The sequence below is a fragment of the Pseudomonas sp. GD03862 genome (genome assembly GCF_029840855.1).
GTDB lineage: Bacteria > Pseudomonadota > Gammaproteobacteria > Pseudomonadales > Pseudomonadaceae > Aquipseudomonas > Aquipseudomonas alloputida.
Window position 1 is genome coordinate 79,141 of sequence record NZ_JAOCDI010000008.1, and the last position, 14,205, is coordinate 93,345.

General features: G+C 63.4%; 15 protein-coding genes and 1 riboswitch. Of the genes, 6 read left to right on the forward strand and 9 right to left on the reverse strand.

The features are described from left to right. Positions 1–43 precede the first annotated feature (43 nt). A complete protein-coding gene (locus N5D53_RS07810; protein ID WP_121160963.1) occupies positions 44–937 on the forward strand; it encodes an alpha/beta hydrolase in 894 nt (297 codons plus the stop codon). 21 nt (positions 938–958) lie between these two features. On the opposite strand, the gene N5D53_RS07815 is transcribed toward N5D53_RS07810, so the two are convergent. After that, positions 959–1,939, reverse strand: coding sequence for a zeta toxin family protein (locus N5D53_RS07815; RefSeq protein ID WP_104960705.1), 981 nt, complete (start codon positions 1,937–1,939; stop codon positions 959–961). A gap of 150 nt (positions 1,940–2,089) precedes the next feature. Then, a riboswitch (FMN riboswitch) is annotated at positions 2,090–2,231 on the forward strand. An 80-nt stretch (positions 2,232–2,311) separates the two neighbouring features. Here N5D53_RS07815 and ribB point away from each other — a divergent pair. The 5 genes from ribB (at position 2,312) to N5D53_RS07840 (ending at position 8,961) form a co-directional block, all read left to right on the forward strand. Then, the gene (gene ribB, locus N5D53_RS07820) at positions 2,312–2,962 is read left to right on the forward strand and encodes a 3,4-dihydroxy-2-butanone-4-phosphate synthase (protein ID WP_020192444.1); all 651 of its coding nucleotides are present in this window, start codon (positions 2,312–2,314) and stop codon (positions 2,960–2,962) included. Between the two features lie 165 nt (positions 2,963–3,127). Beyond that, positions 3,128–3,370 carry an exodeoxyribonuclease VII small subunit gene (locus tag N5D53_RS07825; protein ID WP_003255380.1) on the forward strand — a complete coding sequence of 81 codons (243 nt, stop codon included), beginning with the start codon at positions 3,128–3,130 and terminating at the stop codon, positions 3,368–3,370. After that, the gene (gene ispA / locus N5D53_RS07830) at positions 3,367–4,254 is read left to right on the forward strand and encodes a (2E,6E)-farnesyl diphosphate synthase (RefSeq protein WP_020192445.1); all 888 of its coding nucleotides are present in this window, start codon (positions 3,367–3,369) and stop codon (positions 4,252–4,254) included. Before N5D53_RS07825 ends, ispA begins: the two co-directional genes overlap by 4 nt. A gap of 177 nt (positions 4,255–4,431) precedes the next feature. After that, on the forward strand, positions 4,432–6,327 hold the full coding sequence (gene dxs / locus N5D53_RS07835; protein WP_104960704.1) for a 1-deoxy-D-xylulose-5-phosphate synthase: 1,896 nt from the start codon (positions 4,432–4,434) through the stop codon (positions 6,325–6,327). Between the two features lie 762 nt (positions 6,328–7,089). Then, positions 7,090–8,961, forward strand: coding sequence for a TonB-dependent receptor (locus N5D53_RS07840; protein ID WP_190869740.1), 1,872 nt, complete (start codon positions 7,090–7,092; stop codon positions 8,959–8,961). Here the strand turns inward: N5D53_RS07840 and N5D53_RS07845 are convergent. The 8 genes from N5D53_RS07845 to ribE form a co-directional block, all read right to left on the reverse strand. Next, positions 8,939–9,751 carry a cobalamin-binding protein gene (locus N5D53_RS07845; RefSeq protein ID WP_266023367.1) on the reverse strand — a complete coding sequence of 271 codons (813 nt, stop codon included), beginning with the start codon at positions 9,749–9,751 and terminating at the stop codon, positions 8,939–8,941. The two genes, N5D53_RS07840 and N5D53_RS07845, sit on opposite strands and share 23 nt — an antisense overlap. Then, on the reverse strand, positions 9,751–10,170 hold the full coding sequence (locus N5D53_RS07850; protein ID WP_020191402.1) for a hypothetical protein: 420 nt from the start codon (positions 10,168–10,170) through the stop codon (positions 9,751–9,753). The genes N5D53_RS07845 and N5D53_RS07850 overlap by 1 nt, the downstream gene beginning before the upstream one ends. Then, entirely contained in the window at positions 10,167–10,784 is a 618-nt protein-coding gene (gene ribA / locus N5D53_RS07855) for a GTP cyclohydrolase II (RefSeq protein ID WP_003255389.1), read from the reverse strand. The genes N5D53_RS07850 and ribA overlap by 4 nt, the downstream gene beginning before the upstream one ends. A 180-nt stretch (positions 10,785–10,964) precedes the next feature. Next, entirely contained in the window at positions 10,965–11,708 is a 744-nt protein-coding gene (locus N5D53_RS07860) for a transporter substrate-binding domain-containing protein (RefSeq protein ID WP_190869741.1), read from the reverse strand. A 16-nt stretch (positions 11,709–11,724) separates the two neighbouring features. Beyond that, the gene (locus N5D53_RS07865; RefSeq protein WP_010951803.1) at positions 11,725–12,228 is read right to left on the reverse strand and encodes a phosphatidylglycerophosphatase A; all 504 of its coding nucleotides are present in this window, start codon (positions 12,226–12,228) and stop codon (positions 11,725–11,727) included. After that, the gene (gene thiL, locus N5D53_RS07870; protein WP_266023364.1) at positions 12,225–13,193 is read right to left on the reverse strand and encodes a thiamine-phosphate kinase; all 969 of its coding nucleotides are present in this window, start codon (positions 13,191–13,193) and stop codon (positions 12,225–12,227) included. The genes N5D53_RS07865 and thiL overlap by 4 nt, the downstream gene beginning before the upstream one ends. Positions 13,194–13,211: 18 nt before the next feature. After that, the gene (nusB, locus tag N5D53_RS07875) at positions 13,212–13,712 is read right to left on the reverse strand and encodes a transcription antitermination factor NusB (RefSeq protein WP_003255393.1); all 501 of its coding nucleotides are present in this window, start codon (positions 13,710–13,712) and stop codon (positions 13,212–13,214) included. Continuing rightward, on the reverse strand, positions 13,709–14,185 hold the full coding sequence (gene ribE, locus N5D53_RS07880; RefSeq protein ID WP_003255395.1) for a 6,7-dimethyl-8-ribityllumazine synthase: 477 nt from the start codon (positions 14,183–14,185) through the stop codon (positions 13,709–13,711). The genes nusB and ribE overlap by 4 nt, the downstream gene beginning before the upstream one ends. Between the last annotated feature and the right edge of the window lie 20 nt (positions 14,186–14,205).

Sequence of the window (14,205 nt, forward strand, 5' to 3'; positions counted from 1 at the left end):
GCTCAAGCCTTGCGCTCCATGCAAAGCCCTGACGAGACGCCTGATGAGCAAGAAGAACCTGATGCTGGCCTTGGCACTTGCCCTGGCGGCCCCTCTTGTCCTGGCACAGCCCGAGCATGACCAGAAGATGGACACGTCGGTGCTACGGCGCCAGGACCTGGCCTATCACTTCAGCCAGTTTGATCTGGACTCGGCCGATGGCCTGCGTCACTACCGCCTGTGGGTTGGCAAGCCGAATCGTCCAGCGCCGGCATCGGGGTACCCGGTGCTGTGGATGCTCGATGGCAATGCTGCGCTGGGGACGCTGGATCAGCAGCAACTGGACAGGCTCGCCGCGGGCCAGGCGCCCCTGCTGGTGGCGGTGGGTTATCGGACCGAACTGCGCATCGACAGGGCCGGCCGCACGCTGGACTACACCCCGGCGCTGCCGGAGCAGGTGCAGCAGCGTGATCCGCTGACCGGCCAGCCCAGCGGCGGGGTCGATGCGTTCCTGAAGCTTCTGACCGGGCGCATGCGCACGATGGTGTCGGCTGTGGCGCCGGTCGATCCGCAACGACAGACGCTGTGGGGGCACTCCTATGGTGGCCTGGCCGTGCTTCACGCACTGTTTACGCGCCCCGGCGAATTCTGCCTTTACGCGGCTGCCAGCCCGTCACTGTGGTGGCGCGATGGCGTGATTGTCCGGGAGGCGCAAGGACTTCCCTCACGCCTGGGCGGGGCGCGCCCGCGCCTGCTGCTGATGCGCGGCGGGCAGGAGCCCGCCAACCCGCATGGTTCGCCGCACGAGGACGACGAGTTGCCTGCGCGCCGCCTGGCGGCAGATCTGGCCGCGATCAAAGGCCTCGACGTGCGCTATGAGCGCTTCGACGGTCTGGGGCATGGGCCCATGCTGGCCGCCTCCCTGCGCAGGGTGATCGAAGGCATGTCTGGCCAGTGACCAGCCCTGCGCCTGTCCGACTCAAGGTTGCGCATACTTGAGCACGTACAGGCACAGTTCCCGGTAGACATCCACAGGCAGCTGCGACATCAGCTTCTGAGCCTGGCCGAGGGTTTTGCAATTGAGTTCGGCCATCGTCCGACGGTGTTTCAAACCCAGCAGGCCGGCATGCACCACCTGCGCATACTGAATATAGGAACAGGGGAAATCGGCCTGGGGGCTGCGCTGGACCTTGAAGTTGATCTTCAGGTCTGCTCCGCGGAAGAATGCCCTGCCTTGGTAGTTCTGCTGGGGCACGAGGAGCCCTTTTTCAGGACAGGTGCTGTGACAGACCGGCAGGCTATTCCTGTCTGTCTCCAGGCCACGTCGATAGATCACGATTTCGGAACCCGGCACCTCGACACAGGCGTTTTCGAAAGCATCGATGATGGCCCTGCCATTGATTTGCGCCTCTTCGATCTGCGTCAGGCTGACCACACGCTCGATCTCCTGATTGCCAACGCTGTTGACCACACGGTCCAGGGTCGACCAGTGGCTGAATTCTTTCTGACACGCAATCAGATGGACCTCGCTCTGATAGCCCTGCCGGGCGGCTTCAGGTGGAAAATCAGCGAAATGAGGGCTGTCGAGCGCGGTCTCCATGATGATGTTGTATTTGTTTTCCATCGCATACGTGCAAATCATTGCCCCCAGGCGCCAGATGAACGACTCGGTATGCTCATAGACATGCAGCACGCCTTTGTCTTCCATCGCCCGATAATGAGGGTGCAGTTCACGAAAATGGGTTTCGTAAAGGCGAACATAATTGTCGTAGCGCCCGCTCTTCAGCAGCGTTTTTTCCAACAAGTACGTCTTACCCGAGCCTTGTGTACCGGCAATGATGAGCATTTTGGGCTTGAGCACGCCGTCGACGTAGTCGCGCTTCTTGTCGAACAAAGTGTCGACGACCTTTCTGAATGCGAGATGGAGATCGGTATCGGTAAAAGGATAGAGAGAGGACATGACGGTTCGTTTCCTTGGTTTGCCAATGTGACCGTCACGAAGGTAAGCGCTGCGGCAGGTGAGAAAGGAGTAGATGGTTACTGCTGCAAGTCTCGCCGAAGGTAGTAGCACCGCGGGTTGCCACTGGGGTGGCACTGTGCTGTATGCTTGGCCGGTCTTCAGGGCGGGGTGTAAGTCCCCACCGGCGGTAAATCGAAAGATGAGCCCGCGAGCGCCCCGACCATGTCGGGGGTCAGCAGATCTGGTGCAACTCCAGAGCCGACGGTCATAGTCCGGATGAAAGAAGGCGTCATGCAGGGGCCATCCGGGCGCCCTTGCGCGCGCATTTTGTTCGCCCCGAGACGTTCATCGATCATTCACGAGGAGCGTTTCATGTTCACCCAGCACCACGCGCAATTCCCCAATGTTTCCGCCGCCATCGCCGCCTTCCAGGCCGGGCGCCCTGTACTGTTGCTCGACGATGACGACCGCGAGGACGAAGCGGACATCATTGCCGCCGCCGAGAACATTTCGCTGCAGACCATGGCCATGATGATTCGCGATTGCAGCGGCATCGTCTGCCTGTGCCTGGACGAAGCCACCGTCGACGAACTGCAGCTGGCACCCATGGTGCAGAACAACCAGGCCCGCCACGGCACCGGTTTCACCGTCACGATCGAGGCGGCCGAAGGTATCACCACCGGGGTTAGCGCCCAGGACCGCATCACCACCATTGGCGCAGCACTGCGCTCCAGCGCCGAACAGCGCCATATAGTCAGCCCGGGGCATGTTTTTCCGCTGCGCGCCCGCAATGGCGGGGTGCTGACCCGCCGTGGGCATACCGAAGGTTCGGTGGACCTGGCGCGCCTGGCCGGCCTGCGCCCGGCAGCGGTCTTGTGCGAGCTGATGAACCCCGATGGCAGCATGGCCCGTGGTGAGCAGGTGGCGGTATATGCACGGCAGTACAATTTGCCGGTGCTGACCATCGAGGAGCTGGCGCGGTACCGTGAGGCAATGCTGGAACGGGAAGCAGAGCCGGCCTGATCCACCGAAACGGGACGCTTTGCGGTCCTTGTGCGAGCGGCCCTTTCGCGACACAGGGCCGCTCCCATATCGGTCTGCATCAGCCGATGCAGCTGCCGGAAGTTTGCTCCCCCCGCCCCGCTCTGCTAGTGTCGCGCCGTTCTGAATGCCACCGAGACAGTCGCCATGGCCCGCAAAAAAGCCTCCCTCGATTTCGAGCAATCCCTCGCAGACCTGCAAGCACTGGTCGAGCGCCTGGAGAACGGCGAGTTGTCGCTGGAAGAGTCGCTGGCCGCCTTTGAACAAGGCATCGCCCTGACCCGTGACTGCCAGGGCGCCCTGGCCCAGGCCGAACAGAAGGTGCAAATTCTGCTGGAGCGCGACGGCGAACTGGCTGCCCAACCCTTCGACGCGGAGCCGGAAGCATGATTGGCACCTACCAGGCCAGTTGCCAGGCGCGCGTCGACGCAGCCCTCGAACCGCTGTTCATCGCCCCGAGCAAAGAGCTGGAACGCCTTTACGCCGCCATGCGCTACAGCGTGATGAACGGCGGCAAACGCGTGCGCCCGTTGCTGGCCTACGCGGCCTGCGAAGCCTTGGGCGCCCCGGCCGAACAGGCCAACGGTGCAGCCTGCGCGGTCGAGCTGATCCATGCTTACTCGCTGGTGCATGATGACCTCCCGGCCATGGACGACGACGACCTGCGTCGCGGCCAGCCGACCACCCACAAGGCGTTTGACGAAGCGTGCGCCATCCTTGCTGGCGACGGTTTGCAGAGCCTGGCTTTCAGTGCCCTGCTCGACCCTTGCCTGAGCCCTCAGATCGACAGTATTCGCCTGGCCATGGTTCAGGTGCTGGCCAAAGCTGCCGGCCCGGCCGGCATGGTTGGCGGCCAGGCCATCGATCTCGGTTCGGTGGGCCAGAAGCTGGACCAGCAGGCGCTGGAGTTCATGCACCGGCACAAGACCGGCGCGCTGATCGAAGCCAGCGTACGCCTCGGCGCCCTGGCCAGTGCCCGTGCCGAACCAGCGCAGCTGGATGCCCTGCAGACTTATGCACAGGCCATTGGCCTGGCATTCCAGGTGCAGGACGACATCCTCGACGTGGAAAGCGACACTGCTACCTTGGGCAAACGCCAAGGTGCAGACATAGCGCGTGACAAACCGACCTACCCGGCCCTGCTGGGGCTGGAAGCCGCCAAACTCTATGCAATCGAACTGCGCGACCAGGCGCTGGCCGCACTGCAAGGGTTCGGCGAAAAGGCCGAGCCGCTGCGGGCCTTGGCGCGTTATATTGTCGAACGCCGTAACTAAACAGCTTCACCTATCCCTGTAGGATCGGGTTTACCCGCGAATGCGATCTTGAATTTGCCGACGCATTCGCGGGTAAACCCGCTCCTACAGGGGGCCGCGTAACCTGTGGTCGAATGGGCACTTTTCCCACAATGGGGTAAACTGCCGCGTCTTCACACACCTATAACGACTCGCCTGATGCCCACGACGTTTCAAGAGATCCCCCGCGAACGCCCGGTCACGCCGTTGCTCGACCGCGCTGACACGCCTGCCGGCCTGCGCCGGTTGGCCGAAGCCGACCTGGAAACGCTGGCCGACGAACTGCGCCAGGAATTGCTCTACACCGTTGGGCAGACCGGTGGGCATTTTGGTGCCGGTCTGGGCGTCATCGAGCTGACCATCGCCCTGCACTACGTGTTCGACACCCCGGACGACCGGTTGGTGTGGGACGTGGGGCACCAGGCCTACCCGCACAAGATCCTCACCGGGCGCCGTAACCGCATGCTCAGCCTGCGCCAGAAGGACGGCATCGCGGCCTTCCCGCGCCGCAGCGAAAGCGAGTACGACACCTTTGGCGTTGGCCACTCCAGCACCTCGATCAGCGCCGCGCTGGGCATGGCCATTGCTGCCCGCCTGCAGAACAGCGCACGCAAGTCGATTGCGGTGATCGGTGATGGCGCGCTGACCGCCGGCATGGCATTCGAGGCGTTGAACCACGCCCAGGAAGTCAATGCCGACATGCTGGTGATCCTCAACGACAACGACATGTCGATTTCGCGCAATGTCGGCGGCCTGTCCAACTACCTGGCCAAGATCCTTTCCAGCCGCACCTACGCGAGCATGCGCGAAGGCAGCAAGAAAGTGCTGTCGCGGTTGCCAGGCGCCTGGGAAATTGCCCGTCGCACCGAGGAATACGCCAAGGGCATGCTGGTGCCGGGCACGCTGTTCGAAGAGCTGGGCTGGAACTACATCGGCCCGATCGACGGCCACGACCTGCCCACCATGATCGCCACCCTGCGCAACATGCGCGACCTGAAAGGCCCGCAGTTCCTGCATGTGGTGACCAAGAAGGGCAAAGGCTTCGCCCCTGCCGAGATTGACCCGATCGGCTACCACGCCATCACCAAGCTGGAGCCGGCCGACAAGCCCGCCGCGCCGAAGAAAGCCAGCGGCCCGAAATACTCCGCGGTGTTCGGCCAGTGGCTGTGCGACATGGCCGCCGCCGACAACCGCCTGGTGGGCATTACCCCGGCAATGAAGGAAGGCTCGGACCTGGTCGACTTCAGCGAGCGCTACCCTGAGCGCTACTTCGACGTTGCGATCGCAGAGCAACATGCCGTGACCTTGGCGGCCGGCATGGCCTGCGAGGGCAGCAAGCCGGTGGTGGCGATCTACTCCACCTTCCTGCAGCGTGCCTACGACCAGCTGATCCACGACGTGGCGGTGCAGAACCTCGACGTGCTGTTCGCCATCGATCGCGCCGGCCTGGTCGGCGAGGATGGCCCGACCCACGCCGGCAGCTACGACCTGTCGTACCTGCGCTGCATCCCGGGCATGCTGGTGATGACCCCCAGCGACGAGAACGAACTGCGCAAGATGCTCAGCACCGGCCACCTGTACAACGGCCCGGCCGCTGTACGGTACCCGCGTGGTACCGGCCCGAATGCGCCGATCAGCGGTGACCTGCAACCACTGGAGATCGGCAAGGGCGTGGTCCGCCGCCAGGGCGAAAAAGTGGCCCTGCTGGTGTTCGGCGTACAACTGGCCGAGGCCATGCAAGTGGCCGAACAGATCAACGCCACGGTGGTCGACATGCGCTTCGTCAAGCCGCTGGACGAGGCGCTGGTGCTTGAGCTGGCAGGCAGCCATGAGCTGCTGGTAACCATCGAAGAAAACGCCATCATGGGTGGCGCAGGCGCTGCGGTGGGTGAGTTCCTTGCCAGCCAGGCAGTGCTCAAGCCGCTTCTGCACCTGGGGCTGCCGGATATCTATGTCGAGCATGCCAAGCCTGCACAAATGCTGGCTGAGTGCGGGCTGGATGCGGCCGGGATCGAGGCTTCGGTGAAGGCCCGCATGGCCAAGCTCGGGCTCTAGGGCCCTTTCGCGGGTAAACCCGCTCCTACGACGGCCTGCGCCCGATCACCGATGTGTGCCCACTGTAGGAGCGGGTTTACCCGCGAATACGATAGCGGCGGCAAAGGTGAACGACTGGTGAAAATTGGCCAGCAGGACCGGCCCTTTCGCGGGTGAACCCGCCTACGACGGGCTGCGCCCGATCACCTAGGTGTGCCCACTGTAGGAGCGGGTTTACCCGCGAATACGGTAGCGGCAACAACGGTGAATGACTGGTGAAAATTGGCCTGCAGGCCCGGCCCTTTCGCGGGTGAACCCGCTCCTACGACGGGCTGCGCCCGATTACCGATGTGTGCCCACTGTAGGAGCGGGTTTACCCGCGAATACGGTAGCGGCGGCGACGGTGAACGACTGGTGAAAATTGGCCAGCAGGACCGGCCCTTTCGCGGGTGAACCCGCTCCTACGACGGCCTGCGCCCGATCACCGACGTGTGCCCACTGTAGGAGCGGGTTTACCCGCGAATACGGTAGCGGCGGCGACGGTGAACGACTGGTGAAAATTGGCCAGCAGGACCGGCCCTTTCGCGGGTAAACCCGCACCTACGGCGGCCTGCGCCCGATCACCGATGTGTGCCCACTGTAGGAGCGGGTTTACCCGCGAATACGGTAGCGGCGACAACGGTGAACGGCGGGTGAAAATTGGCCAGCAGGCCCGGCCCTTTCGCGGGTAAACCCGCACCTACGGGGACAGCACAGTGCTGTGGAAATACTTTGGAACTGCCCATGAAAAAATTAGCCTGTACCACGATTCTCTGTGCCCCTACATTCCTTCTGGCCGCTGAGCGCGACGACGCTCTCAAACTCCCCGACGTGCTGATCAGCGCCAGCCGCCAGGTCGAATCGCGTACCGCCACCAGCGCTGCCAACACGGTCTTCACCCGCACCGACATCGACCGCCTGCAACCCACCAGCGTTACCGACCTGCTCTCCCGCGTGCCGGGCGTGCAAGTGGCACCTACCGGTGGCCGTGGCAGCCTGCCGGGCATCTTTATCCGGGGCACCAAGGCCGCGCAAAGCCTGGTGCTGGTCGATGGCGTGCGCATCGCCAATGCCACCTCGGGCGACAGCGGCCTGCAGTTTCTGGACATCGAACAGATCGAGCGCATCGAAGTCCTGCGCGGCTCGCGCTCAGCGGTATACGGCAGCGAGGCCATTGGCGGGGTGATCCAGATCTTCACCCGACGCAGCAATGGCCCCGGCCTGCAGCCACGCCTGCGCATGGCCGCCGGCAGCAACCAGACATTCCAACGCAGCCTGGGGCTTTCTGGCGGCAACGACTCGACCCGCTTCAACCTTGGCGCCAGCCTGGATGAAACTGCCGGTATCGACTCGACCGGGCCATCCTTCGCCAGCGATGGTGACCACGACGCCTACCGCAACAAGGCGTTGAACCTGAGCCTGAGCCACACCTTCAGTGAGCGCTTCGAGGCCGGCTTGAACCTGCTCGACAGCCGTGGTCGCAGCGAGTACGACAACCCGTTCGGCGGCTTCGACCCCGTGACCTTCGAGAGCTTCGGTCAACAACCCTACACCGACTTCAGCGTCAGCAGCCTGGGCAGCTACGTTGACGTTCAGGTCACCGAAACCTGGCACTCACGCCTTGAACTGGCACATAGCGAGAACCGGGACGACAAACGCGACAAGCTCAGCGCTGAGCGCTTCGTGTTCAACACCTACCGCGATCAGGCTACCTGGCAGAACGACCTGGCCCTCGGCGAACAGCACACCATACTGATCGGTGGCGACTGGTACGAAGACCGCGTACACGGCAGTACCGACTTCACTGAGGACAGCCGCTGGAACCGCGCCGTGTTCGCCCAGCACCGCTACCGGGGCGATCAGTTTTCCACTGAGCTGGGGGTGCGCCATGACCGCAACCAACAGTTTGGTGGCCAGACCACCTGGAGCGGCAGCCTGACCGTACCGCTGAACGCGAACAACGATGTGCTGCTGTCCTACAGCGAAGGCTTCCGCGCGCCAACGTTCAACGACCTGTATTACCCACAGTTCAGCAACCCGAACCTGGACCCAGAGCACTCCAGAAGCTACGAGCTGCAATGGCGCAGCCAGCTGACTGCAGAGAGCAGGCTGGAGACTTCGCTGTACCGCACCGACCTGCGCGACGCGATCATCTTTGGCCAGGACTCGATACCCCGTAACGTCGCCTCGGCACGAATCAATGGTGTGGAAATGGCGCTGGCGCAGCAATGGGGCGCCTGGCACAGCCAGCTTGGCCTGGCGCTGATCGACCCACGCGACCGCGACACTGGCCACACCCTCGCCCGCCGCGCCCGCCGCACCTTGAGCCTGGACCTGGACCGAGAGTTCGGGCGTTTCAGCGTGGGTGCCAGCTGGCAGGCGGTCAGCAACAGTTATGACGATGAGGCCAACCGCAACCGCATCGGTGGCTATGGTCTGCTGGGTTTGCGCAGCAGTTGGGCGGCTAGCGACGAACTTAAACTCGAAGCCAAGCTGGATAACCTGCTGGACCGCAGCTACAGCCGCGCCCTTTACAGCTATGAGGGTGCGTATCACCCTTACCGCGAAGAGGGCCGCACTGTGCTCTTGAGCATCACCTGGACACCGGCGCTTTAGCGTCCAGCAACGCACACAAGCGGGCGGTGGCTTCGATCATCTGCCCGCTGGGGCGCTCCAGCCCTTTGTCCGGCACCACCAGCAGGCGCCCATCAGCCACCGCCCGAATCTGCGGCCAGGCCTTCCAGCTGGCCAGTTGCGCCTCATCAGCGGCCAGGATGACCTGCGGATTACGCAGCAACACGGACTCCACATTCACCTGTGGCGCCGGCTGGCCAAGGTCGGCGAACACATTGCGCGCCCCGCACACGGCCAGGGCGTCGGTCACCACCTGGCGGCCACCGAGCGTGTACAACGGCCGATCCCAGACTTGATAAAACACCTGCAAGGGTTCGTCACGCCGATACTGCTGGCGCATCTGCTGCAGCCGCTCACGCAGGGCTCGCGCGTATGAATGACCCTGCTCGGCACGCCCGACACGCTCGGCAATGGCCTCGATCTGCTCGATCAGCTGGCTGATGTCATGGGGTTCGGCGCTGAAGGTGGCGATACCCAGGCGCTTGAGTTGGTCGCGCTGGGCCGGCGGCACACTGCCTGGCCACAGCAGCAACAGGTCGGGGCGCAGGCTGAGCAGGCGCTCCATGTCCAGTTGCCCTTGGCGCCCGACCGAAGGCAAGTGGCGCAGTGCAGCCGGCCGTTCGCCGCCATCGAGCACGCCCACCAGCAGGTCGTCGGCCTGCAGCTCAAGCATGATCTCGCTCATCGAGGGGGCCAGACTGACGACACGTAGCGGTTCTGCAGCCAGTACGGTGCAGGCGAACAACGCCAGCAGGCCAGGTAGCAGTCGCATCAGCCCAGCTGGCGCGGAATGCGATAGAGGTACAGCACTACAACGGTAGACACTGCGAGGAGGATCTGCGGCACTGCCTCCAGGCCGACCAGCACCGACAATGCGGCGACCCAAGCCGGGAAGCAGGCATATAGCATGGCCATGCGCCGCACCCGCGCCAGTTCGATCCAGGCAGTAGCTTCTTCGCCCGTACCGAGCACCTTTGAGGTGGCAATAAGTGCGCGCTTGTAGGCACCGAAGCGCGGCAGGCTGAGGAACATGGTGGCCGCACCGGCGATGAACAGTGGCATGGCCAACACCGGGATCAGTGCATCACCGCCCCCAAAGGCCCAAGCCATGACTGGCAGCGGCACCAGGCCCACCGCCAGGTACTGCCACCAGGCCAGCGCCAGGCGCCGCTTGACCTCGGCGCGGGTCACGCCTGGGGCACCTCGCCCTGGTGTTCGTTGCCCAGCATGTGGCCCAACTTGCCGGCCTTGGTCGCCAGGTAGTAGCGGTTGTGCGGGTTATGCCCGGTGTGCAGCGGCACACGCTCGGCAACCACGATGTTCATGTCGGTCAGGGCTTTGACCTTGCGCGGATTGTTGGTCATCAGGCGCAGCGACTTGACGCCCAGGTGCTCAAGCATCGGCAGGCATATGGCGTAGTCACGCTGGTCGGCAGCGAAGCCCAGGCGCTCGTTGGCTTCGACGGTGTCGGCGCCGCCATCCTGCAGCTCGTAGGCGCGGATCTTGTTCAGCAGGCCGATGCCACGGCCTTCCTGACGCAGGTACAACAGCACCCCACGGCCTTCGCGGGCGATGGCCTGCAGCGCGGCTTCCAACTGCGAGCCGCAGTCGCAACGCTGGCTGAACAGTGCATCGCCGGTCAGGCACTCGGAATGCAGGCGCCCCAGTACCGGCTGGCCGTCCGCGATATCACCCAGGCTGAGCACCACATGCTCACGGCCTGTGGCTTCGTCGAGAAAGCCATGCATGGTGAAGGTCGCGAAGGGCGTCGGGAGTTTAGAGGCGGCAACAAAGACGACGGGCACGTTGTGCTCCTGGAGTAAGTAGGAAATTTCTCGTGGGCCGATTGTATCAGCAGGTTGGGGAATGTGGGCTGGCTGTATACAGTGGCTTAAGATCGAAAAGTTCGATACTTATTAAAAGCCATCGCTCAACCCCAAGCCCGCAGCCCAAGAGGGCCGCGATATACCTTGGTGAATTCGGCTTCAGTGTGGGTGACTGTCCGCGCTGAACGGATAGGGCTGTTTCCAGTGCTCGAAAATCGGCTTCAGTTCGCCGCTACGTATCAGCTCCTTCATGCGCTTGTCGAACAGCTCGCACAGAGCCTTGGCCTGGTCGTTACGGGCAAAGGCCAGGTACAACGGCAACTCGGCCACATGGGTACGGCGGAAACGCTCCGGGTGAGAGGTTTGCCCGAGCACGTAGTCGACCTCGGTCAGTGCGTCGATGTAGTAGTCCACCCGGTCATGCTCGAGCATCGGCAGAATGCCCTCGCGACGCTGGATTTCGCGGAATTCGCGCACATTGGGCAAGTAGCTGCCGTAATCATAACCACGCACCCAGGCCAACCGGTACTTGCCGATGGTATCCAGGGTAGGCACAGGTTTGCTGGCCAGCCCCAGGGCATAGATATGGTCCATGTCGAAGTGCCAGCGCGGGTACAGGTTGTCGTCGTTCTCTTCCTTGTACGAGCCGACCCAGGCATCAGCCTCGCCGCGTTTGACCAGGCCAACCGCCCGGCTGTAGGGCGCGCTCTGGGTAACCACCTTGACTCCGGCCGGCTCGAACACTTTGCGCAGCACATCCCAGGCCACCCCGGTACCGTCGGCGTTGGTGTAGTCGAGCCACTCCTCGCTAACCAGATGGATCTGTTTCGGCATGCCCTCGGCAGCCGTCACCCACGGGGCAACGCTCAGCAGCATTGCCAGCAGTACAGTCCTTAAGGCCATTCACGCACTCCCTGTTTCAGGCAACCGCCCACACCAGAACCTGCATGCCCAGCCAGGCAAACACACCGGCCAGGATATCGTCGAGCATGATGCCGACGCCCCCGTGCACATGGCGGTCGATCCAGCGAATCGGCCACGGTTTGAGGATGTCGAAGAAGCGGAACATCAGGAACCCTGCCAACAGCCACTGCCAGCCCTCCGGCACCAGCCAGAGGGTGATCCACATGCCGACAATCTCGTCCCAGACAATGCCTTCATGGTCGTGTACGCGCAAATCATTGGCAACTTTGCCGCACAACCAGAAGCCAAACAGCATGCTCACGCCGAGCAACAACCAGTAGCCCCAGTCGGGCAGCAGCTGCCACAAGGGGATGAACGGTATGGCGACCAGCGAGCCCCAGGTACCCGGAGCCTTGGGCAGAGTGCCGGAACCGAAGCCAAAGGCGATGAAGTGCCACGGGTTGCGCCAGACCGAAGGCGGAACGAACTCCGCAGGCACCTGGTTGGGGTGATCGGTCACGGTCTCTCCCTAAAGTGTTGATAGCCCCGCTGGACGGGGGTTATGTCCTGGCCCTGTGAGTCGCGCAAGGTCACACCCTGCCCTTCGAGCACACGACCAATGATATGTACCTCGATGCAACCGAGACCAGCCAAGGGCGCCAGCGCTTCGGGCGGCAAGGTGAAGGCCAGTACATAGTCGTCGCCACCGGTGAGTGCTGCCTGCAACGCCGCTTCGCGCCCGAGGAATGCCTCTAAGGCAGGAGACACTGGCACCTGCGCCAGGTTCACCTCCAGCGCCACGCCGGAGGCCTTGGCGATATGCCCGCAGTCAGCGAGCAGGCCATCGGAAATGTCCAGGGCCGCAGTGGCCTTGCCACGCAGCAGAGCCCCGAGGGTGAGCTGCGGCATCGGTGACCAGTAATGAGCCAGCAGCGGCTCGGCCTGCGCGGCAGGCGCCTCGCGCTCACCCAGCACCAGCGGCAAGGCACCGGCGGCCTTGCCCAGCGAATCACCAACACACAACAGATCACCCGGCCTTGCACCGCTGCGGCGCAAGGCCTGGCCAGCCGGCACGCGGCCGAACACGGTCACGGTGATGCTCAACGGGCCGCGCGTGGTGTCACCACCGATCAGGCTCATGCGGCAACGGTGGGCCATGCGACCAAGGCCGTCGGCATAGGCCGCCAGCCAGTCAGGGCCAACGTCAGGCAGGGTCAGTGCGAGGGTGAAGCCGATTGCAGTCGCACCCATGGCTGCCAGGTCACTGGCCGCCACAGCCAACGAACGCTGGCCAAGCAGCAACGGATCGCAAACAGCAGGAAAGTGCACCCCGGCGACCAGGGTGTCGGTCGACACCGCCAGTTGCTCACCGGGGGGAAGGTCCAGCAGGGCGCAGTCGTCGCCGATACCCAGCGCCACGCCCTCGCCGCCCTGCGCACAGGGCGCTGCGGCGAAGTAATGGTTGATCAGCTCGAACTCACCCATGGCCAGGCAGCGCCAGGATCAGCGCTTGTTCGCCTTGACTTCTGCTTCACGCAGCGCCGGGGCGAGCTTGTCCAGTACGCCGTTGACGAACTTGTGGCCGTCAGTGGCACCGAAGACCTTGGCCAGTTCCACACCTTCGTTGATCACGACGCGGTAAGGCACGTCGACGCGTTTGATCAGTTCCCAGGTGGACAGGCGCAGCACAGCCAGCTCGACCGGGTCGAGCTCTTCCAGTGCGATGGTCATGCAAGGCACCAGCGCTTTGTCGATTTCGCCCTTGATTGCCGGGACCCCATGCAGGATCTCGCGGAAATAGGCACCGTCGACATCGGTGAAATCGTTATCCACCCGGAACTGCGCTTCGATCTCGTTCAGCGAATGCTGGGCCATGTGCCACTGGTAGAGGGCCTGGGTCGCGAGCTTGCGGGCTTCGCGGCGCTTGGCGCTCTTGGAGGGCTTGCCGGCATCCGCAGGTTTTGGATCGCGCGGGTTGAAACGATCGCTTTCGTCGCTAATCACTTGGCCTCCAACTGCGCCAGCAGGCTGACCATTTCCAGTGCGGACAGGGCAGCTTCAGCACCTTTGTTGCCGGCTTTGGTGCCAGAACGCTCGATGGCTTGCTCGATGGAGTCGACGGTCAGTACGCCGAAGGCCACCGGAACACCGAACTCCATGGACACCTGGGCCAGGCCCTTGGTGCACTCGCCCGCCACGTATTCGAAGTGCGGGGTACCGCCACGGATCACGGCGCCCAGGGCGATGATCGCGTCGTAGGCGCCTTGCTGGGCGACCTTCTGTGCCACCAGCGGGATCTCGAATGCACCCGGGGCACGGATGATGGTGATGTCGCTTTCGCTGACACCGTGGCGTACCAGGGCATCAACGGCACCGCTTACCAGGCTTTCGACAACGAAGCTGTTGAAGCGGCCAACCACCAAAGCATAGCGACCTTTGGGGGCGATGAAGGTACCTTCGATGGTCTTCAGGGTCATTCCGATATTCTCATCTTCAA